Genomic DNA, 24,987 nt, shown 5'->3' on the forward strand with positions numbered 1-24,987 from the left:
TTGATGGCAAAACAACGACGTCTGAACAAAGGGCAACTACGCCGAATCAAGTCGAATCAAGAAAAGCGTATTCAACGAGCTGAATTAGAAATCGAAGTTGAAGACGCGGCTTTAGATGCCTCTGAGTCAGGTATTGTCGTAAGCCGTTTCGGCCAACAAGCGATTATCTGTACCGACACCGAAGCTGCGTTACGCTGTCATATTCGGCGTGCTGTTGATTCATTAGTATGCGGTGATGAAGTGATCTGGCGTCGTTTCAAACAGCGCTCAGAGGATGTTGCCGGTGTTATCGAAGCGGTGCAGCCACGGCGCTCATTACTCAGTCGCCCAGATTATTACGACGGCGTCAAGCCAGTTGCTGCTAACGTAGATCAAATTCTGATTGTTTCTAGCGTGTTACCGGCGTTCTCCAGTCAAATTATTGATCGATACTTGGTAGCATGTGAAGACATTGGCGTAACGCCTGTCATTGTTCTCAATAAAGCGGACCTTCTTGCTGAGCTTGATTCTGAGCAGCGCCAAGAAATAACCGATGCACTCGCGGTGTATCGTGATATCGGCTATCAGGTACTTGAAGTGAGTGCTAAGCAGCCAGAGTCATTGGACGCCTTGCAACAATTATTGAATGAGCATGTCTCCATTGTGGTGGGGCAATCCGGCGTTGGAAAATCATCGTTAGTGAATGCCCTCCTGCCGGAAATTGATGCCGATGTGGGCGCCATTTCGGATAATTCAGGGCTTGGCCAACACACAACAACCGTAGCAACGCGGTATGTTGTTCCAACTGGTGGCGTGTTGATTGACTCGCCCGGAATTCGGGAGTTTGCCCTTTGGCACTTAGAACCTGAGCGTGTTGCTTGGTGCTACATCGATTTACGACCATACTTAGGGCAATGTAAGTTTCGTGACTGCAAACATCAGGATGATCCAGGTTGTGCACTCCAAGAAGCACTCGAAGCAGGTGACCTGCACCCCCTGCGCCTGTACAATTTCCATAGAATTATTGAATCGATGGCAATTAAAAAGCCATCAAGAGCAACTACTCGAGGTAAAAAAACGTGAATTTGGATCGCGTAAAAATTCAATTACAACACTGGTTACCTAAGCATGCCGTATCACGTCTAGTCGGTAAATTTGCAGCTGCACAAGCCGGCTGGTTTACGCAGGCATTCATACGCTGGTTTATTCGCCAGTATAAAATTGATATGAGTGAAGCTATTCACGAAGAGCCAAAGGCATACAAAACCTTCAATGACTTTTTCACGCGCTACTTAAAGCCGGAATTGCGCCCATTAAAGGCAACGGATGACAAACAATTTGCCCACCCAGTTGATGGTGCCATTAGCCAACTGGGTGATATTGAAGAGGGGCGGGTATTTCAAGCCAAAGGCCACGATTACAGTCTGACTGAATTACTTGGCGGCGACCCGCGAGATGCACACGCTTTTCGCGATGGTGACTTTGCGACAATCTACTTAGCACCAAAAGATTACCACCGTATCCACATGCCATGCGACGGTGTATTGCGCAAAATGATTTACGTGCCAGGTGACCTGTATTCAGTGAATCCGCTAACTGTAGCAAACGTACCAAATTTATTTGCACGTAATGAGCGCGTAGTTGCCATTTTTGAAGCCGACTTTGGTCAATTTGCAATGGTACTTGTTGGGGCTACTATTGTTGCCAGCATTGGTACGGTTTGGTCAGAAACCGTCACTCCACCGCGCGGTACTGACGTACATACGTGGGAATACCCAGCCTCAGGTGAACAAGCGATTCGCTTGAAAAAAGGCGAGGAAATGGGCCACTTCAAATTGGGGTCAACGGTTATTTTGGTGTTCCCGGATGATGTGATTGATTTTGATGACGAGCTCAAACCTGGCACCGTGACCCGCATGGGAACCGTATTAGGTGAGCGTGACGACTAGTTATGCTCATTTTTGCGCATCGAGGAGCAAGTTTCGAAGCACCAGAGAACACCATTGCGGCGTTCAGCAAGGCTCTCGATGCGCAAGCTGATGGCATTGAAATTGATGTTTATCCCATTGAAGACGAGTGGCTGGTCTTCCACGATCGGTATCTGGCTCGACTGACGGCTCAAACTGGCCGCCTGCAAGATTTAACCCTCGCTCAACTACGAACACTGAAAGTGTTTGGCCAACAACCAATACCAACACTAGACGAAGCCCTCGACTTTATTCGAGGCCGCTGCCAAGTCAACATCGAACTTAAAGGCGCAGACATTAAACGTGGGCTCACACGTCATCTGAGACGCGCCGTTGAACAGGCTAACTTTGAACCCGAACAATTATTAGTGTCGAGTTTTAACCATCACTGGTTGGCGCAACTAAAACAAGATCACCCACATCAACGCATTGGAGCTCTTACCACCAGTTGCCCTCTTAATTATGCGTATTTTGCGGCACAACTTGACGCTTGGTCTGTGCATATTGATGTTGATTTCGTCACGCAGGAATTCATTAATGATGCGCATCAACGTGGCTTAAAGGTTTTTGTATTTACTGTTGATGAGCCAGACGATATGCGTGAGTTAAAACAAATGGGTGTCGACGGTATATTTACTAACCATCCGACACTTGCCAGAAATGTGCTTCACGGGCTTTTTGTTGATGCCCGTGAAGCAAATCGATGGGAATAGTGCGTTAATTTCCTTTGTTATCTGGATGCTGTTGCTCGAGCGTTGCAAGTTCGTGTGCAACCGCTTCTGGCGATGTTGTGTTCTGCGCTAACAACGCGTACAGCGATGGAATAATGAAGATGGTTAAGAACGCTGATAAAGCGACTCCTGCGAAAATAACTGTACCAATCACCATTCGGCTTTCAGCGCCTGGGCCGCTACCCAGAATGAGTGGTACCGCACTCATCAGCGTTGTGAATGCCGTCATGACAATTGGACGCAAACGTTGTTGTGCACCTTTCACAATCGCTTCATCAAACTTCATGCCGGCATCACGCAACTGGTTCGTGAATTCAACAATCAAAATACCATTTTTAGCGGCAAGGCCGATTAACATCACAATACCAATTTGGCTGTAAATATTGATCGTCATACCTGTCACATAGAGCCCGATAATAGCTCCCAAGAATGCAATTGGAACCATTAACATGATCACTAATGGATGCACAAAGCTCTCGAATTGTGCCGCCAGCACTAAGTAAGCCACGAGCAACGCCAAGACAAAGACGAATATGACAGAGCTACCACTCTCTTTGTACATTTGTGACTCGCCTTTGTAGTCAATCGATACGTCATCTGGAAGTTCAGTGCGAACAATCTCTTCAAGATACGCCAACGCTTCACCGAGTGAATAGCCCTCGGCTAAATTCGCTTCGATAGTGATACTACGCATGCGGTTATAGCGATTCAGTGAGCCTGATGTGGCTTGCTCTTCAACGGTCACTAAGTTCGATAAAGGAATAAGCTGATTCGAGCTGTTCGAACGAACGTAGATATTATCGATTGCCGTCGGGCTGCGATAATCTGAACGCTCCCCCTCAAGAATCACATCGTATTCTTCACCTCTATCGAGATAGGTTGTTGCACGACGTTGACCCAGCATGGTTTCTAGCGTGCGACCAATATCACCAACCGATACACCGAGATCTGACGCGCGCTCTTGGTTAATGCGAATTAATAATTGCGGAAGCGTCGCTTTGTAATCGCTATCAAGATCCATTAGGTTCGGATTCTGACTCGCCTTCTCAATCACAATATCGCGATACGCCGCAAGCTGCTCGTAAGTGTTACCTTGCAACACAAATTGCACTGGACGACCGTTGCCACCGCTGATGCCGCTTCGCATAAAGGCAAAAGCACGTACGCCCGTCACATTATTAAGCTGTTTCGATACCTCATCCATCAATTCAAAGGTTGACCATTCGCGCTCTTCAAACGGCACCGCACCAACAATTGCAACACCGGCAGAGTTACCCCAACCTGGTGAACGGATAATTAATCGATCGATTTTACCTTGATCGATATAAGGCATCAAAATACTCTCGATTTCGCGCATATTTGCTGAGTTCGATTCAAAGCTTGCCCCTTCTTCACTGCGCACCATCACATAGAAGGTGCCGCGATCTTCAGGCGGAACAAACTCCTGCTCAACAAATTGCATCATGCCGTAAGATAACACCCCCGCTAGGATAATGAGGGCTGCAGACATCCATGGATATACCAAGGTGCGCTTCAGTACACGAACGTATCCTGACTCAACCCAAGCAAACACTTTATCGATAATTTGGCCGAATTTACTCGAACGCTCTTTTTTATGAAGAATTTTCGAGCTGAGCATTGGTGACAAAGTTAAAGCCGCGATACTTGAGAACGCGACGGCGGCGGCAATCGCCAATGCAAACTCGGTAAACAGCTGACCAATGTTGCCATCCAAGAACGCTAGCGGCACGAATACTGAAATAAGAACCAAAGTAGTCGCGACCACAGCGAAGCCAACTTCACGAGCACCTCGGTAGGCCGCAAGCAACGGCGGCTCACCCGCTTCAATACGACGATAGATGTTCTCTAAAACAACAATCGAGTCATCAACCACAAGGCCGATGGCCAATACTAATGCTAACAACGTCAGCAAGTTGATCGAGAAGCCCATGGCAAACAGCGCGATATACGAGGCGATAACCGCAACAGGAACCGTTAAAGCCGGAATGAGTGTGGCACGAATGTTCCCCAGGAACATATAGATAACAACAACCACCAATCCCATGGCAATGCCGAGCGTATTGTATACTTCGTCAATGGAGCCTTTGATGAAGATTGACGAGTCATAACTCGGAACAATGAACATCGTCTCAGGGAGCGTTTGAGAAATCGTATCAATTTCTTTTTTAACGTTGTCCACAACCTCCAGTGTATTGGCTTTCGACTGTTTAATAATACCGATACCAATCATGTTGATACCGTTACCACGGAAATCGGTTTTGTCGTTCTCTGACCCCATTTCAATACGCGCAACTTCCGCCAATCGCACCAACTGACCATTGTCGCCACGTTTAATCGTTAAACGTTTAAAATGTTCGGGCGTCAGATAAGTCCGTGCGACACGAACAGTAAACTCACGGTCGATTGATTCAACTTCACCTGCAGGTAACTCAACGTTCTCTGAACGCAAGCGACTCTCGATGTCAGTGACGGTAATGTTTCGGGCAGCCATTGCATCACGGTCAAGCCAGATTCGCATCGCATAACGACGCTCACCACCAAGCTGCACACGCGCAACGCCATCCACAACAGATAACCGATCGGCAATGTAACGGTCAGCATAATCCGTTAGCTCAAGTACCGACATGGTTTCACTACGCAAGTTGTACCAGACGATAGTACTTTCATCGGAGTTTGCCTTCGAAACTTCCGGTGGGTCGACTTGCTCGGGGAGGTTATCGAGCACGCGCGAAACACGATCACGAACATCATTAGCTGCGGCATCAATATCACGGGATAATTCAAACTCAATGCTAATACGTGAGCGACCATTACGGCTGCTCGAGTTGATGTTTTTTATTCCTTCAATACCACTAATACGATCTTCAATTACTTGGGTAATTTGGGTTTCAACGATATCTGCAGAAGCACCCGTGTAACTGGTATCAATGGATACAACAGGCGGATCAATATCAGGATATTCGCGAAGTGGCAGCATCGTAAACGCAACGATACCAAACACGATAAGTAATATATTTACAACTGAGGCAAAAACCGGACGTTTAACCGAAACATCTGAGAGCAACATGTGTGTTAACCCTCCCGAACTGTGACAGCAACGCCATCGCGCAGACGCACCATTCCTTCGGTTACGATTTTGTCACCAGGCTTAATACCCTCGATAACCTCTACAATACCGGGCTTGCGGCGCCCCAGGGTAACCAACGTCTGATGAGCGATATTATTTTCATCAATCACATATACGTAAGTGCGATCATTGATAGGAACGATAGCTTTTTCCGGCAGAATCATGGTTTCGTCAACGCTACGCAGTAAGTTAACCCGCAACAACATACCTGGACGCAATTTATTGTCGTCATTTGGCAACGTAGCGCGAACCAAAATAGAACGCGTCAACGGATCGACACGCGAATCAATGCTGCGAATTTCTCCACGAAACTCTTCGCCGGGATAAGCACCACTACGGGCAGCGACAGCTTGACCAACACGCAAGCTTGCAAAGAATAGTTCAGGTACATTGAAATCGAGTTTGATTGGGGTGACATCGTCAAGTGTGGTGATTTGTTCACCGGGCGAGACTAAAGAACCAACGCTGACATGACGAATTCCGAGTCGACCGTCAAAGGGCGCAACAATTCGCTTCTGCGCCAGTCGCGTTTCAGCAACTTCCAATTCGGCGATGATTTCTTTTACTAGCACGTCTTGTGCTTCAAGCTGCTGTTGTGACGCAGCGTTCTGGCGACGCAAGTCAACCAAGCGTTGATATTGGCGGTTTGCTTCTGCCAAACGGAATTTTAATTCTTGAACAACCGCATTTTCTTCACGAGAATCGAGCTCAACCAATACATCGCCCGCTTTAACCACGTCACCGTCGTCAAAGTGAACGGCCATGACAATATCCTGCGCTTGTGCGGTCACAACGATAGATTCGTTCGCTTGTGCGGTACCTAACGCTTCAATGACATCTCGAAACTCACTGATTTGTGCGGATTGAACACGCACTGGTACGGCGTTTTGCGGGCGTTCTTCTTTGCCAGCGTTAGGGTCTGCAAAGCCAAAAAAGTAGGCTGCAGCGGCTGCCACAAGTACGAGTATGATGGTGATCGGGTTAAATAAATTTCGTGCTGCCATAAATCCCTCAGGTTACCACTTTGGCTTCATGTCATGGTCTGACACTATTGTAACCTAGGGATTCAACGCGGCATCCCCGCTCATCGGACAATAAGCGGGGTTTACCGCAAATAACAATTACTTGTGGTAAGCGGGACTCAGCTTATGCACCGCTTCGATAAAAGCTGCTGCATGATCTGGATTTACTTCTGGATGAATACCATGCCCTAAGTTAAAGACATGACCATGACCGTGACCATAACTTTCTAAGATGGTCGCCACTTCAGCTTCGATACGAGCTGGGGGCGCATACAATACACTCGGATCCATATTCCCTTGCAGTGCAACTTTGTCGTTTACGGCGGCACGAGCAGTTCCCAAGTCGGTGGTCCAGTCAACACCCAACGCATCACAGCCAGTCGCTGCCATATCACCGAGCCAAGCGCCACCGTTCTTGGTAAACAAGGTCACCGGTACCTGCCGACCATCTGCATGACGGGTTAAACCGTTCACGATTTGCTGCATATACTTCAATGAAAATTCGCGGTAATCGCGTGGACTTAGAACGCCACCCCAAGTGTCAAATATCATGACGGCTTGAGCCCCGGCGGCAATTTGCGCATTCAAGTAACTGGTCACTGATTGAGCTAGTTTATCTAACAATAAATGCATTGCCTCCGGCTCACTGAACATCAGTTTTTTCACTTCACTGAAATTCTTTGTGCTACCCCCCTCAACCATATAAGTTGCGAGTGTCCACGGGCTACCAGAGAAACCAATCAGCGGCACTTGGCCATTTAATTCGCGGCGAATGGTACGCACCGCATCCATAACATAACGCAGCTCTTGTTCTGGGTCTGGTACACCAAGCTTCTGAATACTCGCGATATCACGGACGGGGCGCTCAAATTTTGGCCCTTCACCTGTTTCAAAGTAAAGCCCAAGGCCCATTGCGTCTGGAATGGTCAGAATGTCTGAGAATAAAATGGCGGCATCTAACGGAAAACGGCGTAACGGTTGCAAAGTCACTTCGCAGGCAAGCTCTGCGTTTTTACACAGCGCCATAAAATCACCGGCCTGCTTACGCACTTCACGATACTCTGGCAAATAGCGTCCTGCCTGGCGCATCATCCAAATAGGTGTGCGCTCCGTCGGCTGGCGCAGCAGCGCACGAAGATACAAATCGTTTTTCAGTTCAGACTTTGCTTCAGACATCGTATATATCCAAGTTACCCGTTAAATTTTGCCGCATATTTTATCAGCATTAAGATTTTCTTTCCTGATCAATTTCAGCTTTTAGGCGCATGATCAGTTTATTTGCAATCGTTCCCTCTTGCGGTATTCGCGGTAGTTTATTGATGTCATACCAACCGCCTTCTTCCAATTCAAACGGATCAATACGAATATCACCACTTTCCCATTCCGCAATGAACCCAATCATGAGTGAATTCGGAAACGGCCATGACTGACTGGCAACATAGCGCGGATTTTTAATACGCACACCAGCTTCCTCCATCACTTCACGTACAAGGGTTTGTTCAAGGGGCTCACCAGCCTCAACAAAACCAGCTAATACCGAATACAAACCTTCGGGATGACGCTTGCCTCGAGCCAACAGAATTTGATTGTTTTTACGAATCGCAACAATGATACATGGCGAAATACGGGGGTAGCAGCGGTGTTGGCAACTATGACAGTGCATCGCTATTTCCCAATCAACCGCCTGCATGCGCGCGCCACAGCGTCCGCAAAAACGATGCGTCGCTAAGAAGTCGGCAATTTGTTTGGCCCGCGCAGCCATCGCGAATAACTCGTCATCAGAACCGATAATTAACTCTCTAACACTTAAAAACTCACCCACAGCAGTAAAATTGGTGTCACCGAAATCGGCAATCACCAAATAGCAATGTCGCTCGCGTAATTCACCAATAAAAACGGTTTTGTATTCATTCAAATCTGGCAACGGTAAGTCTTCAAGAAGCCCATGTGGTATCTGTTTCGCTTCGGTCATGAGCAGCTCACCACCGGAAATCACAAACCACCATACAGGTTCGTCTTGCGCTGGGCGTTGATATGGTTTCGTCATGTAAAATAACCTGAAAGTCAGCGAAAATAGTTGACGCTAGCTTAGCATCATCAGTAGATTGGTGGCTATCAATCAAACGGAGATACACATGTTAAAGCGTAACGAGCAGGCCAAGCAACGCTGGGGAGGCGCCCATGCTGCGGTTGATACCTGGTTACAAGAACGACAAGCCATGCTTATCGAATACTTCAAACTAGCTGGACTACCTCCCTATGAGCGCGAAGCGCATGCGCTTCCGGCAACGCAAAACATCACTCACTTCTGTGAACTTCTCATGGACTACATTTCAGCGGGGCACTTTGAGGTATTCGACACAATCATCCGCAATAGCCAGAAGGCGCCAGAGTCAACACGCGAACTAGCCGATGAGCTTTTCCCATTAATCGGTGATACAACTGAAATTGCACTCGACTTTAATGACAATTATGGTGATGTGACGCCGGAATCTGAGCTCAATGGATTTGATCGAGATTTATCGAACTTAGGTGAAGCGCTTGAGCTACGAATGGAATTTGAGGACCGTTTATTAAATACGCTAGAGCAGCATCAGCTACTCTAGCGTGATATTAGCGAAGCAAGAAGGGTTTTATTGCTTCGCGTCAATTTCTACATCAGCTTCTTCTTCAGTCGCTTCTGGATCAACAATGTTGAGCAGTTCAACTTCAAAGATTAACGTTGAGTTTGGTGGAATCTGACCATTACCCGCGCCACGCTCACCATAAGCAAGATCTGACGGGATGACAAAACGGTATTTATCGCCAACGCTCATCAATTGAACGCCTTCAGTCCAACCAGCAATAACACGATTCAATGGTAATACTAGTGGCTCGCCACGCTCTACTGAGCTATCGAACACTTCGCCGTTTACCAACGTACCGTGATAATGAACTTCAACTAAATCAGTTGCAGCCGGTTGTGCACCACCTTCAGGGCCTTCTTGCAAAACTTCATACTGTAGGCCTGATTCAGTAACGGTAACGCCTTCTTTATTAGCGTTTTCTGCTTGATAAGCTTCACCTTCAGCCTGAGCCTTGCCACCAATAACAGTCGCTGTTTGCTCAGCAATCTGAGTTTGCATGGTCGTGATCAATTCTTCAGCTTCTGCTTGTGAAATTTTGGCATCACCTTTAATAGCATCAACAAAACCGGCAATCACGAGTTCACGATTTAATACGAATTCGGCTTGCTCTTGACGCTCAAGCGTTTCGCCAACGTATTCACCCAAGGTAGAACCAAAGGCATACGCCATTTTATCTTGTTCAGCCTCTGGTGCAGCTTCGCTAACAGGAAACTTCTCCTGCTGCATACATCCAGTTACGGCAAGCGCGATGATAGTCAGCGCTAAAGGCTTTTTAAATTGCTTCATTTATTGTCTCCAGGATTGAATTCTCTGTCAGAGTAAGTTGTAATTCGTCGCGCTGAATATACTACACACAATTAGGGGTGTTTGCCTATGGCTGCGCAACACGAACATGATCTATCACGACGTATCGCCGATTTAGAAAGCCAATTGGCATTCCAAGAAGATACCATTGAAACATTGAATCAATTGGTGACGCAACAAGCGGGCGAATTACAGCATCTGCAACGTAAGATGCAATTAATGGCCGAAAAGTTCCAACAAATGAGCGATCGCGATGGCGGAACGTCGACTGATCCTGCTGACGACATTCCACCGCATTACTAACCTGAACAAAACTTGACCGCGTGTAGCTGACCCCGTATAACATTCTTTCTACGTTTTCGGAGGTTTCATGTCGGTTCAACACCCTATCATCGCAGTAACTGGCTCATCAGGGGCCGGTACAACCACAACCAGTCAGGCTCTACGGCATATTTTCCGCTCGCTAGATGTTGAAGCTGCCTGTGTGGAAGGTGATAGCTTTCATCGTTATTCCCGACCTGAAATGGAACTAGCGATTCGTAAGGCGCAAGAGCAAGGACGACACATTAGCTATTTCGGTTCTGAAGCGAATGATTTCACCCGACTTGAAGCGTTATTCCGCGAGTATGGCGCAACCGGCAACGGCGAAGTTCGACGTTATTTACACAACTTCGATGATGCCGTTCCATACAATCAAGTACCTGGCACTTTTACACCATGGGAGCCGCTACCGAAAGATACCGATTTATTGTTCTACGAAGGCTTGCATGGCGGCGTGGTTGGCGAAGGCTACGATGTTGCACAGCATGTCGACTTACTTATTGGCATGGTGCCAATTGTAAACCTTGAGTGGATACAAAAGTTATTGCGCGACACCTCGGAGCGGGGTCATTCGCGAGAGGCTGTGACGCAAAGTATTGTGCGCAGTATGGAAGATTATATTCATCACATAGTGCCTCAGTTTTCGCGCACTCATATCAACTTTCAACGGGTACCAACCGTAGACACATCCAATCCATTTAGTGCAAAAGACATTCCGTCACTGGATGAAAGTTTTGTGGTGATTCGCTTCCGCGGCATGAAGAATGTCGACTACCCATATTATCTACGCATGATTGACGGAGCATTTATGTCGCGTATGAATACCTTGGTAGTGCCGGGAGGCAAAATGGTTTTTGCCATGGAGCTGATATTAGCCCCGCTAATTGAAGAAATTTTGGAAAAACAGCGCGGTATTAAATAACCGCGCTTAAAGCCAGATACTTTGATATTCAGCACCGCGATCCTGCGCCAATAGTGGTGTCAAATAATCCATAATTTCATTTACTTGCTGCGTCAAACCAAACGGCGGATTAATAAAAAGCATACCGCAGCCATTCAGTTTTGTTCTGTCTACCGCAGTGCGAATGAGCAGGTCAACCGCAAATACTTTTTCAACCCCATTAATTGCTTTCACTTTTTGATGAAAATCGCCAATGGCTAACGGGTCTTTAATTGGATACCACACAGCATAAATACCGTTCGCCCAGCGTCGCACACCATCGGTCAGAGCACGTACTACTTGATCGAATTCATCACGCTGCTCAAACGGTGGATCAATAAGCACCATGCCACGCTTTTGTGGCGGCGGCAGTAACGCTTTGATTGCACCATAACCATTGGTGTGCTCTAACACCTTGATTTGTTTAGCTGCGGGAAATTCATTACGTACGTTTTCAGCTAAGGCGCCGCTGTCTTGCGGATGCATTTCACAGAGCGTTAAACTGTCTTGCGGACGCAAGTGTTGTGCACTAAACCACGGCGAGCCAGGATACCAGCGGAGCTCGTCTGGACTATTTACTTCTTTGACAAAATTGACATAGCGCTGAATGGCGGCAGGTAAATCGTCGCGCGCTAATAAACGCGCGATACCGTCAACCGCTTCACCGGTTTTTTGTGCTTGTTCACCCTGTAGGTCATACATACCAATACCAGCATGCGTATCAAGCAGCCAAAACGGCTTCTCTTTCTGCTGCAGATAATCCAACGCGACACACTGAAGAACGTGCTTTAAAACATCGGCAAAGTTGCCGGCATGGTAACTATGCCGATAATTCATTTAAGCGTTCTCACCGTCAGTTTTGATGGTAAAGCTATGAGTAACGTTTACCGACGCCTCAAGCATCTTCGCGACTGAGCAGTACTTGTCTGCCGACAACGCCACGGCGCGCTCTACATGCTTCTCAGCAACATCTGTGCCGGTGACAATGAAATGAAGATGCACGTCGGTAAACACCGCAGGAACTGCGTCGGCTCGCTCACCTTTCACTTCACATTGAACACCGGTCACTTGCTGACGCGCTTTTTCTAAAATACTAACCACATCAACGGAGGAGCACCCACCAGCGGCCATCAACACCAACTCCATTGGGCTTGCCGCTTCGGCTTTGTTACCGTCCATTGTCACCGCATGGCCTGAGCCAGATTTAGCCTCAAACACTAAACCGTCACGCCAATTTACTGTTGCATGCATGGTCGCCGCCATCGATAACTCCTCGCTTTATAGTTGGTTAGAATTTTAGCCCTGGCGCTAATTTCTCTGGCAAGCTGACATGGTCAGCTTCCACCGAAGCAACTGGGTATGCACAGTAATCAGCGGCATAATAGGCGCTAGCACGGTGATTACCGCTCGCACCAATGCCGCCGAATGGCGCCGCGCTGCTGGCTCCAGTGATTGGCTTATTCCAGTTCACAATACCGGCACGAATACGCTTGAAGAAATAACGATATGTTTCTTCGCTGTCGCACAAAATACCCGCTGAAAGGCCATATTTCGTGTTATTCGCTTCTTCAATTGCCGCATCAAGATCAGTGTAACGATAGACTTTCACTAACGGACCAAAATGCTCAATATCTGGCATCTCAGTCACGTTGGTCACGTCTAATATACCTGGTGTCACGAAACCTAAGTTGTGGTCTTTCTGTAACATCTTCAACAAAACTTTAGCGCCCGCATCAATCAAATCATTTTGCGCTTTCACCATATCTGCAGCTGCTTTTGCCGAGATCATCGCACCCATAAATGGCTGTGGATCTGCTTCATAGTCGCCAACTTGAATATTTTCAGAAACTTCAATCAGGCGCTTCAATATTGCATCGCCTTGCGGGCTTTTCTCGATAAACAAGCGACGAGCACAGGTACAACGCTGCCCTGAAGTGATGAAGGCTGATTGCACGATATCGTGCACCGCAGCATCAATGTCAGCAACATCCTTAACGATAAGTGGGTTATTACCGCCCATTTCAAGCGCTAAAATTTTATCTGGGCGCCCAGCAAAGAGTTTGTGGAGCACATGACCTGTGTTCGATGAACCAGTGAAGAATAAGCCATCAATTTGTGGGTGCGCCGACAACGCTTTACCAGTATCAACCAAACCTTGAACTAAGTTCAGTACACCGTTCGGAATACCCGCTTTTTCCCACATTTTCACCGTAAACTCAGCCACCTTAGGCGTCATTTCACTTGGCTTGAAAATCACTGTATTACCCGCCAATAACGACGGTACAATATGACCGTTTGGTAAGTGGCCCGGGAAGTTATATGGCCCGTATACCGCAACAACGCCATGTGGTTTGTGACGCACAAACGCCTTTGCGCCTGGCATCGCGTTTTCGACGGTACCTGTGCGCTCGTGGTAAGCACGCTCAGAAATAGCCACTTTGCCGATCATCGCAGCAACTTCGGTCAACGTTTCCCACACTGGCTTGCCGGTTTCTTCAGCAATGATGTGCGCAAATTTTTGTTTATTTTCTTCTAATAATTCAGCAAAACGCTTACAAATCGCTAAACGGTCCTCGAAGCTTTTATCGGCCCACGCAACAAACGCGGCGCGCGCAGCCATTACTGCAGCATCAACCTGTTCATCCGTGGCCGCTTTGGCTTCCCAAATAATTTCATTGCGAGCTGGATTAATTGATTTAAATAACTCGCCTTCTCCGGCAACCCAGTTGCCATTGATATATAAATTCTGTTCAGACATTAGTTTGCTCCTGTCAATGTGACAAATCGAACGTAATCGCCTTCTTGCACACGCAGCGCAGCCGCCGCTTCGGCATCAATAATGACGTGTTCGTGCTGATCATCAAGTTGTGCTTGAATGGCACGAAATTCAGCGACATTCGTATTACATACAATAAATCGAGGCTTATCATCCGCAACCGATCCGATGGTCACTGGTAAGCGCTTACTGTCTCTAACACTCTTAATGTTAGCCACTTCGGCTTCGACGGTTGGCCCGGCATCAAAAATATCGATATAGCCACGGCTACGGAAACCTTCGCTTTGCAACATGCGCAAAGCAGGGCGTGTATTATCGTGAACCTGACCAATGACGGCTTGCGCTTCCGGTGGCAATAATTGCACGTATATAGGTAGCTTCGGCATCAATTCATAGACAAATGTTTTCTCACCAATACCGGTGAGATAATCAGCCTGAGTGAAATCCATTGAGAAGAAATTTTTCTGCAACCAACCCCAAAATGGTGATTCGCCATTGGCGTCAGAAACACCGCGCATTTCGGCAATCGCGATATCGCTAAAGCGATTACGAAACTCAGCCATAAACAACATGCGGAAGCGCGACAGTACACGACCATTCATATTCTTGCGAAATGGCTCGCGTAAAAACAATGTGCATAGCTCACTGACGCCAGTGTAATCATTACATAGTGTCAATGTTTCAAGCGCATTGTAGATATCTAACTCTTTGGAATGATGGACAACTTTGCCTACGTGATAGTGGTAGAAAGCATCGGTAAGGCCTACCGCGGCCTCAATACCACTGCAACCGACAACCTCACCGGTGTCCGTATCTTCCATGACAAAGAGATAACCTTCTTCACCCGGCTCACTCACTTGCTCGCGCGCAAAAGCTTCCTGTGCACGAGCAATGCGACGCCGCAATAATGCCTCGTCAACAGGCAGCGACGTGAAACCATGTCCAGACTCAACTGCACAGGTGTAAAGCGCCGCATAATCCTGCGGCGTAATCGGACGCACCACTAACATAGCGTGTCTCCGCTTCAATTAACCAGCAAGCTTAGCTACAGCTCGTTCAAATCGCGCCAAACCTTCAACAATATCTTGCTCCGGAATGATCAACGACGGTGTAAAACGAATCACGCTTGGACCAGCAACTAATACCATCGTGCCTTCGTCAGCCGCTGCGTTTAAGAAATCGCGTGCTTTACCTTCAAATTGTTCGGTTAACTCAGCACCCAACAACAAGCCTTTACCACGGATATCTTTGAACACATTGTATTTGTCGTTAATTTTCTGCAGCGCATCTTTGAACAACTGCTCACGCTTCTTAACGCCTTCAAGTACCTCATTGGTGTTCACCACATCAAACACCGCTTCGGCAACAGCACATGCCAACGGGTTACCGCCGTAGGTACTACCGTGCGTACCTGGCTTCAAGTGTTGCGCAATTTCTGTTGTGGTTAGCATAGCTCCGATTGGGAAGCCGCCGCCCAGCGCTTTCGCTGTTGAAAGAATATCTGGTGCTACACCAAGTTGTTGATAAGCATACAAGCTACCGGTACGACCAAAACCAGTTTGAACTTCATCAAAAATCAACAATGCATTGTATTTATCACAAAGTGCACGCACGCCTTTTACGAAATCGACATCAGGGCTAATAACACCGCCTTCACCTTGCAACGGCTCCATCATCACCGCACAAGTTTGTTCTGACATTAGTTTCTCAAGCGCTGCTAAATCGTTGTAGTCAACATGCTCAACTGCACCAGGCTTCGGCCCAAAGCCATCTGAGTAAGCTGGCTGGCCACCAACCGTCACGGTAAAAAACGTACGACCGTGGAAACCTTTATTGAAAGCAATAATTTGGTTCTTTTCGCCACCGAATTTATCGAGCGCCCAGCGACGTGCTAATTTCAAGGCTGCTTCGTTCGCTTCAGCACCAGAGTTCGCAAAATAGACGCGGTCAGCAAAGGTTGCGTCAGTTAATTTTTTTGCCAAACGAATCGCTGGCTCGTTCGTGAATACGTTACTTAAATGCCAAAGCTTATTGCCTTGTTCGGTTAACGCCTTCACCATGGCTGGGTGACAATGACCTAAACAGTTCACGGCAATACCGCCAGCGAAATCGACGTACTCTTTACCTTCTTGGTCCCATACGCGTGAGCCTTCACCTTTTACCGGAATCATTTTCGCCGGGTTATAGTTTGGTACCATTACGTCATCGAAGAGTGCGCGATCGACTTTATTCGTGGTTGTCATAAGTATCCCTCATTGCCATTCAAATCGGTTCAAATTGACCTTCAAAGGAGGCCGTGTAAAGTGGCTATATTATCGCAGAAAAAAGCATCGGTGTCGTGTTCGACACACTGAAAAAATGGGGAGTTTTAGGTAACTTAGCTTGATTTGCAGGCGCGCTGCATAAGTATGCAGAAGAACGTGATCCTACTGAATATCTAACGCACAAAATCTGGTCAGATTAGGTCGCAAAATTCCAAAAATCGCTTAAAAATGGCATGCCCGTGTTCTGTTTCAATGGCTTCTGGATGATATTGAACGCCCCAAACGGGCAGACTCGCGTGGCGTATTCCCATCACCTCTTGTGCGCCGGTATCGCGATTCACCCAAGCATCAACAATCAGTTCATCGGGTAAACTATCGTGGTCGAGAAGCAACGAATGGTAGCGAGCAACCGTAAAAGGTGACGGTAGGCCTTCAAACAAGCCTTGATTATTGTGGTGAAGCTCTGAAGTTTTGCCGTGCATGACTTGCTTGGCACGCACCACTTGCGCGCCAAACACTTGCCCAATTGCTTGATGACCTAAGCACACACCTAGTAGTGGAAGTTGGCCTGCAAACTTTTCAATCACCGGTAGCGAAATGCCTGCCTCATTTGGGGTGCATGGCCCAGGCGATATCACAATACCGGCGAGCGGCAGCTGCTGAATTTCCGCAAGGCTAATTTGATCGTTACGAACAACTTTGACTTCAGCATTTAACTCACGCAAATAGCGCACCACATTGTGTGTGAACGAGTCATAGTTATCGATCATTAACAACATAAGTTATGGCCGCGGCACAAACCCAATCACGTCATACACTTTACGCAAGGTTTCTGCTGCGTGCGCACTCGCCGCTTCGGCACCTTTCGCCATCACTTGGTCAAGGTAAGCGCGATCATGACGTAGCTCACTGTAGCGCTGCTGAATTGGCTCCAACATGGCAACAACAGCGTCGGCAGTATCGCCTTTTAAGTGACCATACATTTTATCTTCGTATTCAGGTACCAAATCAGCAATTGAACGCCCCGTTGCCGCAGACAAGATAGATAGCAAATTCGATACGCCTGGTTTTTCTTCGGTGTCGAAGTAAATACGCGCCTGCTCATCCGAGTCGGTCACTGCACGTTTTAGCTTCTTGATAATTTTTTTCGGCTCTTCAAGCAGTCCAATAAAATTATTCGGGTTATCGTCTGACTTGGACATTTTCTTGGTTGGATCTTGCAAACTCATAATGCGAGCGCCAACTTCCGGAATAAATGGGTCTGGTATCGTGAACACCTCGCCATAAAGGTTATTGAAGCGGGTCGCCACATCACGAGCGAGTTCTAGGTGTTGTTTTTGGTCATTGCCGACTGGTACTTCGTTGGCTTGATATAACAAAATATCCGCCGCCATGAGTGCAGGGTAAGTATACAAACCGGCATTAATGTTGTTAGCGTGGCGATCGGATTTATCTTTGAATTGTGTCATCCGATTCAATTCGCCCATTTGGGTATAGCAGTTCAAAACCCAGGCCAATTGTGCATGCTCTGGAACGTGAGACTGAACAAAAATAACACTTTTCTCAGGATCAAGGCCACAAGCCATATACAACGCCAACCCATCTAAGGTTGCCTCGCGCAGTTTTTCTGGTTCTTGGCGAACCGTAATCGCGTGCAAATCAACCAGCATAAAGCGGCAGTCATGAGTCTCTTGCATTTTTACCCACTGACGCAACGCGCCAATGTAATTGCCAATTGAAAGTTGTCCTGATGGCTGGCAGCCGCTTAGTACAATGGGTTTACTCATAATCTGTGTGTTCCGTTATTTAACTACTGTCGCAAGCTGCTGACGCATTTCGTCAATCACTTGCGCATAATCAGGTTGATTGAAAATGGCTGAACCGGCAACGAACATATCGGCGCCCGCAGCTGCTATTTCAGCAATGTTATCGACTTTCACGCCGCCATCAATTTCAAGGCGAATGTCGCGTCCGCTAGCATCAATAATTTGTCGCGCTTGGCGCAATTTATCTAAGGTAGCCGGGATAAAGGCTTGCCCGCCAAAGCCTGGGTTTACCGACATCAATAAGATGACATCAACTTTATCCAATACGTAATCGAGATAATGAAGGGGAGTGGCTGGGTTAAACACTAAACCAGCTTGGCAACCTGCGGCTTTGATTTGCTGTAAAGAGCGGTCGATATGAGTTGATGCCTCTGGATGAAAAGTAATAATTGAAGCGCCAGCCTCAGCAAAATCATCAATCATTCTATCAACAGGTTGCACCATTAAATGCACATCAATCGGTGCGGTAATTCCATAGTCACGCAACGCTTTGCACACCATCGGGCCAATGGTTAAATTGGGAACGAAATGGTTATCCATTACATCGAAATGAACAACGTCTGCGCCAGCAGAAAGCACGTTCTCTACCTCTTCACCGAGCCGCGCAAAATCTGCTGATAATATTGATGGTGCGATTAGAAAGTCGCGCATAGGCACCTCACCTGTCAAAAAGTCGCTATAGTGTACCAAAGGTTAGTGCGCTTAGCAGTCAAAAAAATGCGTGAATTAGCTTGGCACTGGTGCCTTTTTCCTGCTATTTTATGAGTTCATTTATTAACCGGAGGTTCCCATGAAACTGTCAGCAATGTCAGTCATTGTGGCTACAAGCATTGTGCTCACTAGCGCAATGGGAGCTTCTGCGTGGCATACACAGACCAGCAAGTCTCTCGAAGAATGCCAAGCACTGATGCAAAATAGCGAACAACCCAATGCTCAACAAGTTTGCCAAGCGCAACAGCAAAGTGTGACTTGGAGTAGTTGGTTCAGTGGTAAAAGTCGTTCAACCCAATTTCATTTCTTAGATTTATTCGAATTACTGTTTGGTTCATCAGAATCAAGCAAGCGTGACTATAACCGTCCAATTAATGGTTAAGTCGTGATGTCTTTAACGAAGACAAAAGTTAAACAACCTAATAAACCCTCCGTTATAGACATTATCATCAGCGTGCTCGCTGCTTTGTTTGGCGTGCAGTCTGACAAAAACCGACAGCGCGATTTCAATCACGGTAATCCAGTGATTTACGTCGCGGTCGGTGCCGTATTTGTCATCTTGTTTGTGCTAACGCTCGTGTTGGTGGTTAGCTGGGTTGTCCCAAGCTCGTAATTCCGGAATGGCGTAGCAACGCATCTACTTGCGGTTCACGGCCACGAAACTCTTTAAATAATTCCATCGCTTCGCGTGAGCCACCGCGTTCTAAAATTGCACGCAAGAAATCCTGTCCTGTTTCGCGATTGAAAATGCCCTCTTCTTCAAAGCGCGAATATGCATCGGCGGATAATACTTCAGCCCACTTATAGCTGTAGTAACCAGCGGCATAGCCCCCTGCAAAAATATGCCCAAAACTATGTTGGAAGCGGTTGTAGGTTGGCGGTTTACGTACAGCAACCTCATCGCGCACGGCATCCAACGTCGATTGAATGGTATCACCTTGCTCCGGGTTGTAGTCGCGATGAATACGCAGATCGAACAAGCTAAATTCTAACTGTCGAACCATTTGCATCGCCGATTGGAAGTTTCGCGCTGCCAGCATGTTATCCAATAGCTCTTGAGGCAATGGTTCACCACTTTCATAGTGACCTGAAATCATCGCTAATGCTTCCGGTTCCCAGCACCAGTTCTCTAAAAATTGCGACGGCAATTCAACTGCATCCCAAGCCACACCATTGATTCCTGATACACCAGCAACATCTACTTTCGTCAGCATATGGTGCAGGCCATGACCAAACTCATGGAATAGCGTCAGCACTTCGTCATGGGTAAACAACGCCGGCTTGTCACCGACTGGCTTATTAAAGTTACAGGTGAGATAGGCAACCGGTAACTGTAACGCATGGCTAGCAGTAACTCGTCGCACCGCGCACTCAGCCATCCAAGCACCACCACGCTTGCCTGAACGCGCATACAAATCTAAAAAGAAGCTGCCGCGCACGTCACCATTGTTATCAGTAATCACAAAGTAGCGCACATTCGGATGCCACGCAGAGACGGTATCTTGCTCTTCAATACGAATGCCGAACAGTGTTTGGACAACGTTGAACAGCCCTTTAACCACTTGGTTTTCTGGGAAGTAAGGGCGTAGTTGCTCATCCGAAATTGCATAACGTTGCTGTTTCAACTTCTCGCTATAGTAAGCAACATCCCACGCATCCAAATCATTCACGCCATATTCTTCATGCGCAAAATTAAGTACTTCTTGATAATCTGCGCGCGCCTGTGGCAAAGAACGCTGTGCTAAGTCTTGTAGAAATTGCTCGACCTGCGTCGTTGATTCGGCCATTTTTGTCGCTAACGACAGTGCTGCATAATTCTCAAAGCCGAGTAAAACGGCCAACTCATGGCGCAGTGCCAAGGTTTCGGCCATAATCTTCGAATTATCGAATTGCCCTGCTTGCGGCCCTTGCTCAGACGCGCGTGTGGTAAAAGCTTCATATAATGTACGCCGTAATTCACTGTTATCGGCATAAGTCATGACTGGCAAATAGCTCGGAAAATCTAACCCGAAGCGCCAACCTTCCTGCTCATGCTCTTCAGCCGCCGCTTTCGCTGCAGCCACAGCGCTTTCCGGCAAACCTGCTAACTCGCTCTCATCGGTGACCAAATAGTGCCACCCGTCGGTTGCGTCGAGTAAGTTATTGCTAAACTGCGACGAAAGCTCTGACAACTTGGTTTGAATCTCAGCATAACGTTTCTTTTTATCTGCCGGCAGAGCGATGCCTGAAAGTTCAAAGTCTCGTAACGTGTCGGTAATGACTTTACGCTGCGCTTCGGTCAACTGATTGAATTCCTTGCTTTCTTTTAGCCATTTAAAGGCAAGATACAGCCCTTCATGCTGTCCCACGAAAGTGCCATATTCAGATAATAACGGCAGACATTGATCATGCGCTTCGCGTAATTCTTTTGAGCTAACCACAGCGTTTAAGTGCGAGATCGGTGACCAGCTGCGCTCCAACAAGTCATCCACTTGCTCAAGGGGTTCAACGAGGCCATCCCACGTAAAATCACCCTTCTCGATAACCTCAGCAATAGTGGCCTTACAATCACGAATACGCTGCTCAATCGCCGGCACAATATGCTCAGGTTGAATCGCATCAAATGGCGGTAAATGGTAATCGCTGAGCAAAGGGTTTTGACTCATGGAGCTTCCTCTTGAATAATGCGTGAATACTTTTGTTCTGATTTTCTAGAAATTAGATATGGGGTGCTCGGCCTAATATCAAGGTCGACACTTAACAACAGGGAATTACAATGACACAAAACACATCCTATTGGCTACGCCAAACTTTCACTGCAGTGACTGCAGCGATTTTCATCACTGGTTGTAGCTCGTTACCGAGCATGAGTGATACTAACGCTACGTCATCGCCGCAAGGCTCTGAGGCGGTAAAATTCGACGAGTTATATGGTGAAGGTAAATTCAACGCACGCGGCGTTGGCCCAACGCGTTGGCTTGCTAACGGCAGTGGTTATACCGTTCTTGAAACCGCTGAGAATGGCGGCCAAGATCTGGTTCGATATCACCCTGAAACACAGCAACGCACAGTACTTGTAGAGGCAGAAAACTTACGCCCGAGTGCAACCGAAGAACCGTTAAACGTTGCGGATTACAGTTGGTCTGAAGACGGTAAAAAACTCTTAATTTTCACCAACACAAAACGTTCATGGCGTACTCACACCCTCGGTGATTATTGGGTATATAACTTATCAACCAAGCGCCTTCAGAAGCTTGGCGGCAACGCGGAAGCGTCGACATTACAGTTTGCAAAGTTTGACCCGCAGGCAACCCGTGTTGCTTACGTGATGAAAAACAACATCTATGTTGAAGATTTGAGCTCAAATAAAATCACGCAGCTGACCGAAGACGGTAACGAGACCATCGTTAACGGTACCTTTGACTGGGTCAACGAAGAAGAGTTTTTCTTACGTGATGGCTTCCGCTGGAGTCCTGATGGCAAATCAATTGCTTATTGGCAGTTGGATACCGAAGGCACGCCGCTGTTTACCATGATCAATAACACCGATTCGTTGTATCCAACGCTGAAACAGTTTCCTTATCCGAAGGTTGGTGAAACCAATGCAGCCATGCGCATTGGTGTGATGCCAGCTAATGGTGGTGATACAACATGGATGAAGATACCAGGCGACCCGCGTCAAAATTATTTAGTCCGGATGCAGTGGGCAGGTAATAGCTCACAACTATTGATTCAGCAATTAACTCGCTCACAAGCAGTCAATACCGCTTATCTTGCCAACGCCCGCTCTGGTGCGGTGCGTGAGTTGCTACAAGAAGTGACTGAGAGCTGGGCTGAGTATGTTGATGACCTGCAGTTTATTGACGGCGGCAAATCATTTACCTGGTTGAGCGAACGCAGCGGATTCCGTCATATTTATGTGGTGCAGCGCGATACTGGGCGTTTGAGCACAATCACCCGCGGCAACTGGGACGTTATCGAAGTGCTGCAAATTAATGAAAACGACGGCTGGGTTTACTTTATCGCATCACCTGAAACACCGTTAGAGCGCTACTTGTTCCGCGCGAGCCTTGATGGCAGCGGCAAGCTTGAGCGGTTAACGCCAGACCAATCAGGAACTCATGGTTATCAGTTATCAGCTGACGCGAAGTACGCTGTACACACGTATTCAGACGTTGATAGCATGCCTGTGGTCGACATGATTTCACTGCCTGAGCATCGCCGTATTCGTGTCATCAAAGACAATCAGAATGCGCAAGATGCGTTTGATAAATTGAAACGCGGTATGTTTGAATTCTTTCAAGTGGAAGCACAAGATGGCTTGAAGCTCGATGGCTTTCTAATGAAGCCAGCTGACTTTGATGCCAGTAAAGAATATCCAATCGTGTTCTACGTTTACGGTGAACCTTGGGGACAAACCGTTTCAAATAGCTGGGGCGGTGAGCGCTTCTTGTTTCATACCTACTTAACTCAGCAAGGCTACATTGTTGCCTCAGTTGATAACCGTGGTACTCGTTCGCCACGCGGTTTCGAATGGCGTCGCTCAATCTATAAAAACCTAGGTGACATTACCGTTCGTGATCAACATGACGCACTGCAAGCCATGTTAAAGCGTTGGGATTTCATTGATGGTAATCGCGTCGGCATCTGGGGCCACAGTGGTGGTGGTTCGCAAACCTTAAACGCGCTGTTCCGTTACCCTGAAGCCTACCATGTCGGTATGGCGTTAGCGCCAGTGCCTGATCTCACCCTTTACGATACGATTTATCAGGAGCGTTATTCAGGCTTGTTGCCAGAGTCAGCCGACCGATATCGCGAAACGTCAGCGATTACCCACGCAGAAAATCTGCAAGGTGAGTTGCTACTGGTACACGGCACTGGCGATGATAATGTGCATTTTCAGGGCTCAGAACGCTTAGTGAATGAATTGATCAAGCACGGCAAGCAATTCGATTATTTTGCCTATCCAAACCGTACCCACGGCATTAGCGAAGGCAAAGGCACCACGCAACATTTGCGTACGATGATGGTTGAATTCTTGAAGGAGAATTTACCGGTGAACGCGCCTTAATCGTCACTGTAGTCTAAATAGTGGTTGTTCAGCACGGTCACGCCGTGCTGACGCAACCATTGCTCTGCCTCTTCATAATCCGGCGAGTGACTCGCCACCAGTTGCCAAAACGCTTTACTATGATTAAATTCACGCAAATGGCAAAGCTCATGAATTACCACATTGCGTACAACCCATTCTGGCGCAAGCCATAGCTTCCAGGTAAAACGCAATTCGCGTTTACGTGTGCAATGCCCCCATTTACTGGTGAAGTCACCTACCGACCAGCCCGCGGGATTCAACTCGTGCGAGCTTGGCCACGACGCAAAAAAAGCATCAAGCCATGTTAACGCTTCCGATTTATACCAATTAATTACGGTACGTTTGGGTTCGTATTCCTGATTACTCCGCGCCGTAGTGGTTACAAACAACTCACTGCCATAGCGTTCCGCAGTTTTCCTCGTGGCGACGGCTACTTTGAGTTTTAGCGGTTGTCCAAGCCAGCGCAAGCGTTCGCCCGACTGCCATTCACGAGGCGTTAAGCTTTCAAGCCGCTGCTGCTGGCGGTTTAGATGCTTCGAAATCCACTCATGCTTTTGTTGCACGAAATCGGCAATGATCGCCTCTGACATATGCCAAGGAGCCTGTACTTCCAATTTTCCTTGCGCAACCTTCAAAGCCAAGTTGCGTCGTTTTTTACTGCGATTGATTTGGTAGATAAGGCTCATCGGTTTTTTCGTTGGTTAATTCTGGTCATTGGCGGGCTGTTGCATTGCACCCGCTGTCTTTTTCGGCGATCATAGCCTGATTCACATTATGAACCATTACTCTAGCATGTCACA

General features: G+C 47.4%; 24 protein-coding genes. 9 read left to right on the top strand and 15 right to left on the bottom strand.

Going from position 1 to position 24,987, the window contains the following annotated elements; genetic code table 11:
• Positions 1 to 3: 3 nt before the first annotated feature.
• The 3 genes from rsgA to D3795_RS07055 are packed head-to-tail and all read left to right on the top strand — an operon-like array spanning position 4 to position 2,659.
• A complete protein-coding gene (gene rsgA, locus D3795_RS07045) occupies positions 4 to 1,062 on the top strand; it encodes a small ribosomal subunit biogenesis GTPase RsgA (RefSeq protein WP_156267401.1) in 1,059 nt (352 codons plus the stop codon).
• Positions 1,059 to 1,928, top strand: a complete 870-nt coding sequence (gene asd / locus D3795_RS07050) for an archaetidylserine decarboxylase (protein WP_156267403.1) — start codon at positions 1,059 to 1,061, stop codon at positions 1,926 to 1,928. The genes rsgA and asd overlap by 4 nt, the downstream gene beginning before the upstream one ends.
• Positions 1,929 to 1,930: 2 nt before the next feature.
• Positions 1,931 to 2,659, top strand: a complete 729-nt coding sequence (locus tag D3795_RS07055; protein ID WP_156267405.1) for a glycerophosphodiester phosphodiesterase — start codon at positions 1,931 to 1,933, stop codon at positions 2,657 to 2,659.
• Between the two features lie 4 nt (positions 2,660 to 2,663).
• Here the strand turns inward: D3795_RS07055 and D3795_RS07060 are convergent, their stop codons facing one another.
• The 4 genes from D3795_RS07060 to nudC all read right to left on the bottom strand — a co-directional run bounded on the left by D3795_RS07060 (position 2,664) and on the right by nudC (position 8,894).
• Positions 2,664 to 5,765: an efflux RND transporter permease subunit gene (locus tag D3795_RS07060; protein WP_156267407.1), complete on the bottom strand. Its 3,102-nt coding sequence runs from the start codon at positions 5,763 to 5,765 to the stop codon at positions 2,664 to 2,666.
• Between the two features lie 5 nt (positions 5,766 to 5,770).
• Positions 5,771 to 6,829: an efflux RND transporter periplasmic adaptor subunit gene (locus tag D3795_RS07065; protein ID WP_156267409.1), complete on the bottom strand. Its 1,059-nt coding sequence runs from the start codon at positions 6,827 to 6,829 to the stop codon at positions 5,771 to 5,773.
• Positions 6,830 to 6,946: 117 nt separating this feature from the next.
• Positions 6,947 to 8,023 carry a uroporphyrinogen decarboxylase gene (gene hemE / locus D3795_RS07070; protein WP_156267411.1) on the bottom strand — a complete coding sequence of 359 codons (1,077 nt, stop codon included), beginning with the start codon at positions 8,021 to 8,023 and terminating at the stop codon, positions 6,947 to 6,949.
• A 49-nt stretch (positions 8,024 to 8,072) separates the two neighbouring features.
• The gene (gene nudC, locus D3795_RS07075) at positions 8,073 to 8,894 is read right to left on the bottom strand and encodes an NAD(+) diphosphatase (RefSeq protein ID WP_156267413.1); all 822 of its coding nucleotides are present in this window, start codon (positions 8,892 to 8,894) and stop codon (positions 8,073 to 8,075) included.
• Between the two features lie 88 nt (positions 8,895 to 8,982).
• On the opposite strand from nudC, the gene rsd reads away from it, so the two are divergent.
• Positions 8,983 to 9,453, top strand: coding sequence for a sigma D regulator (gene rsd / locus D3795_RS07080; protein WP_156267415.1), 471 nt, complete (start codon positions 8,983 to 8,985; stop codon positions 9,451 to 9,453).
• Between the two features lie 27 nt (positions 9,454 to 9,480).
• Here the strand turns inward: rsd and D3795_RS07085 are convergent, their stop codons facing one another.
• Positions 9,481 to 10,260 (bottom strand): FKBP-type peptidyl-prolyl cis-trans isomerase, encoded by a 780-nt coding sequence (locus tag D3795_RS07085; RefSeq protein WP_156267417.1) that lies wholly within the window; start codon positions 10,258 to 10,260, stop codon positions 9,481 to 9,483.
• An 87-nt stretch (positions 10,261 to 10,347) separates the two neighbouring features.
• On the opposite strand from D3795_RS07085, the gene D3795_RS07090 reads away from it, so the two are divergent.
• Together D3795_RS07090 and D3795_RS07095 are read left to right on the top strand one after the other, a co-directional pair.
• Positions 10,348 to 10,581, top strand: a complete 234-nt coding sequence (locus tag D3795_RS07090; protein ID WP_156267419.1) for a SlyX family protein — start codon at positions 10,348 to 10,350, stop codon at positions 10,579 to 10,581.
• A 67-nt stretch (positions 10,582 to 10,648) separates the two neighbouring features.
• Positions 10,649 to 11,521 carry a phosphoribulokinase gene (locus tag D3795_RS07095; protein ID WP_156267421.1) on the top strand — a complete coding sequence of 291 codons (873 nt, stop codon included), beginning with the start codon at positions 10,649 to 10,651 and terminating at the stop codon, positions 11,519 to 11,521.
• A 6-nt stretch (positions 11,522 to 11,527) separates the two neighbouring features.
• Here the strand turns inward: D3795_RS07095 and D3795_RS07100 are convergent, their stop codons facing one another.
• The 8 genes from D3795_RS07100 to rpe form a co-directional block, all read right to left on the bottom strand.
• Complete coding sequence (locus D3795_RS07100) at positions 11,528 to 12,376, bottom strand: 23S rRNA (adenine(2030)-N(6))-methyltransferase RlmJ (protein WP_156267423.1); 849 nt, start codon at positions 12,374 to 12,376, stop codon at positions 11,528 to 11,530.
• Positions 12,377 to 12,790 carry an OsmC family protein gene (locus tag D3795_RS07105; RefSeq protein ID WP_156269020.1) on the bottom strand — a complete coding sequence of 138 codons (414 nt, stop codon included), beginning with the start codon at positions 12,788 to 12,790 and terminating at the stop codon, positions 12,377 to 12,379.
• Between the two features lie 37 nt (positions 12,791 to 12,827).
• Entirely contained in the window at positions 12,828 to 14,297 is a 1,470-nt protein-coding gene (gene astD, locus D3795_RS07110) for a succinylglutamate-semialdehyde dehydrogenase (RefSeq protein ID WP_156267425.1), read from the bottom strand.
• Positions 14,297 to 15,325 carry an arginine N-succinyltransferase gene (astA, locus tag D3795_RS07115; RefSeq protein ID WP_156267427.1) on the bottom strand — a complete coding sequence of 343 codons (1,029 nt, stop codon included), beginning with the start codon at positions 15,323 to 15,325 and terminating at the stop codon, positions 14,297 to 14,299. The genes astD and astA overlap by 1 nt, the downstream gene beginning before the upstream one ends.
• 18 nt (positions 15,326 to 15,343) lie before the next feature.
• A complete protein-coding gene (locus tag D3795_RS07120) occupies positions 15,344 to 16,558 on the bottom strand; it encodes an aspartate aminotransferase family protein (protein ID WP_156267429.1) in 1,215 nt (404 codons plus the stop codon).
• A 212-nt stretch (positions 16,559 to 16,770) separates the two neighbouring features.
• Positions 16,771 to 17,358, bottom strand: a complete 588-nt coding sequence (locus D3795_RS07125; protein ID WP_156267431.1) for an anthranilate synthase component II — start codon at positions 17,356 to 17,358, stop codon at positions 16,771 to 16,773.
• Positions 17,359 to 17,361: 3 nt separating this feature from the next.
• Positions 17,362 to 18,366 (bottom strand): tryptophan--tRNA ligase, encoded by a 1,005-nt coding sequence (gene trpS, locus D3795_RS07130; protein ID WP_156267433.1) that lies wholly within the window; start codon positions 18,364 to 18,366, stop codon positions 17,362 to 17,364.
• Positions 18,367 to 18,381: 15 nt separating this feature from the next.
• Positions 18,382 to 19,056 carry a ribulose-phosphate 3-epimerase gene (gene rpe, locus D3795_RS07135; RefSeq protein WP_156267435.1) on the bottom strand — a complete coding sequence of 225 codons (675 nt, stop codon included), beginning with the start codon at positions 19,054 to 19,056 and terminating at the stop codon, positions 18,382 to 18,384.
• Between the two features lie 139 nt (positions 19,057 to 19,195).
• Here rpe and D3795_RS07140 point away from each other — a divergent pair, with 139 nt between their 5' ends.
• Positions 19,196 to 19,498, top strand: a complete 303-nt coding sequence (locus D3795_RS07140; protein WP_156267437.1) for a hypothetical protein — start codon at positions 19,196 to 19,198, stop codon at positions 19,496 to 19,498.
• A 6-nt stretch (positions 19,499 to 19,504) separates the two neighbouring features.
• Positions 19,505 to 19,729, top strand: coding sequence for a DUF2970 domain-containing protein (locus tag D3795_RS07145; protein ID WP_156267439.1), 225 nt, complete (start codon positions 19,505 to 19,507; stop codon positions 19,727 to 19,729).
• Here D3795_RS07145 and prlC read toward each other — a convergent pair.
• Positions 19,704 to 21,761 carry an oligopeptidase A gene (gene prlC, locus D3795_RS07150; protein WP_156267441.1) on the bottom strand — a complete coding sequence of 686 codons (2,058 nt, stop codon included), beginning with the start codon at positions 21,759 to 21,761 and terminating at the stop codon, positions 19,704 to 19,706. The genes D3795_RS07145 and prlC overlap by 26 nt on opposite strands.
• A 110-nt stretch (positions 21,762 to 21,871) precedes the next feature.
• Between prlC and D3795_RS07155 the strand changes: the two genes are divergently transcribed.
• Complete coding sequence (locus D3795_RS07155; RefSeq protein ID WP_156267443.1) at positions 21,872 to 24,166, top strand: S9 family peptidase; 2,295 nt, start codon at positions 21,872 to 21,874, stop codon at positions 24,164 to 24,166.
• Here the strand turns inward: D3795_RS07155 and D3795_RS07160 are convergent.
• Positions 24,163 to 24,873: a M48 family metallopeptidase gene (locus tag D3795_RS07160; protein WP_156267445.1), complete on the bottom strand. Its 711-nt coding sequence runs from the start codon at positions 24,871 to 24,873 to the stop codon at positions 24,163 to 24,165. The two genes, D3795_RS07155 and D3795_RS07160, sit on opposite strands and share 4 nt — an antisense overlap.
• Positions 24,874 to 24,987 lie beyond the last annotated feature (114 nt).

It is taken from the genome of Pseudidiomarina andamanensis (genome assembly GCF_009734345.1).
Lineage (GTDB): Bacteria > Pseudomonadota > Gammaproteobacteria > Enterobacterales > Alteromonadaceae > Pseudidiomarina > Pseudidiomarina andamanensis.

Excerpts from the sequence above, each read along its gene's own strand:
- D3795_RS07155 (WP_156267443.1), top strand. The coding sequence starts at position 21,872 with ATGACACAAAACACATCCTATTGGCTACGCCAAACTTTCACTGCAGTG.
- nudC (WP_156267413.1), bottom strand. The coding sequence starts at position 8,894 with ATGACGAAACCATATCAACGCCCAGCGCAAGACGAACCTGTATGGTGG.
- D3795_RS07065 (WP_156267409.1), bottom strand. The coding sequence starts at position 6,829 with ATGGCAGCACGAAATTTATTTAACCCGATCACCATCATACTCGTACTT.
- D3795_RS07105 (WP_156269020.1), bottom strand. The coding sequence starts at position 12,790 with ATGCATGCAACAGTAAATTGGCGTGACGGTTTAGTGTTTGAGGCTAAA.
- D3795_RS07160 (WP_156267445.1), bottom strand. The coding sequence starts at position 24,873 with ATGAGCCTTATCTACCAAATCAATCGCAGTAAAAAACGACGCAACTTG.
- D3795_RS07055 (WP_156267405.1), top strand. The coding sequence starts at position 1,931 with ATGCTCATTTTTGCGCATCGAGGAGCAAGTTTCGAAGCACCAGAGAAC.
- rsd (WP_156267415.1), top strand. The coding sequence starts at position 8,983 with ATGTTAAAGCGTAACGAGCAGGCCAAGCAACGCTGGGGAGGCGCCCAT.
- astD (WP_156267425.1), bottom strand. The coding sequence starts at position 14,297 with ATGTCTGAACAGAATTTATATATCAATGGCAACTGGGTTGCCGGAGAA.
- D3795_RS07100 (WP_156267423.1), bottom strand. The coding sequence starts at position 12,376 with ATGAATTATCGGCATAGTTACCATGCCGGCAACTTTGCCGATGTTTTA.
- D3795_RS07060 (WP_156267407.1), bottom strand. The coding sequence starts at position 5,765 with ATGTTGCTCTCAGATGTTTCGGTTAAACGTCCGGTTTTTGCCTCAGTT.
- D3795_RS07095 (WP_156267421.1), top strand. The coding sequence starts at position 10,649 with ATGTCGGTTCAACACCCTATCATCGCAGTAACTGGCTCATCAGGGGCC.
- trpS (WP_156267433.1), bottom strand. The coding sequence starts at position 18,366 with ATGAGTAAACCCATTGTACTAAGCGGCTGCCAGCCATCAGGACAACTT.
- hemE (WP_156267411.1), bottom strand. The coding sequence starts at position 8,023 with ATGTCTGAAGCAAAGTCTGAACTGAAAAACGATTTGTATCTTCGTGCG.
- rsgA (WP_156267401.1), top strand. The coding sequence starts at position 4 with ATGGCAAAACAACGACGTCTGAACAAAGGGCAACTACGCCGAATCAAG.
- D3795_RS07140 (WP_156267437.1), top strand. The coding sequence starts at position 19,196 with ATGAAACTGTCAGCAATGTCAGTCATTGTGGCTACAAGCATTGTGCTC.
- D3795_RS07090 (WP_156267419.1), top strand. The coding sequence starts at position 10,348 with ATGGCTGCGCAACACGAACATGATCTATCACGACGTATCGCCGATTTA.
- rpe (WP_156267435.1), bottom strand. The coding sequence starts at position 19,056 with ATGCGCGACTTTCTAATCGCACCATCAATATTATCAGCAGATTTTGCG.
- D3795_RS07085 (WP_156267417.1), bottom strand. The coding sequence starts at position 10,260 with ATGAAGCAATTTAAAAAGCCTTTAGCGCTGACTATCATCGCGCTTGCC.
- D3795_RS07145 (WP_156267439.1), top strand. The coding sequence starts at position 19,505 with ATGTCTTTAACGAAGACAAAAGTTAAACAACCTAATAAACCCTCCGTT.
- D3795_RS07120 (WP_156267429.1), bottom strand. The coding sequence starts at position 16,558 with ATGACAACCACGAATAAAGTCGATCGCGCACTCTTCGATGACGTAATG.
- prlC (WP_156267441.1), bottom strand. The coding sequence starts at position 21,761 with ATGAGTCAAAACCCTTTGCTCAGCGATTACCATTTACCGCCATTTGAT.
- D3795_RS07125 (WP_156267431.1), bottom strand. The coding sequence starts at position 17,358 with ATGTTGTTAATGATCGATAACTATGACTCGTTCACACACAATGTGGTG.
- astA (WP_156267427.1), bottom strand. The coding sequence starts at position 15,325 with ATGTTAGTGGTGCGTCCGATTACGCCGCAGGATTATGCGGCGCTTTAC.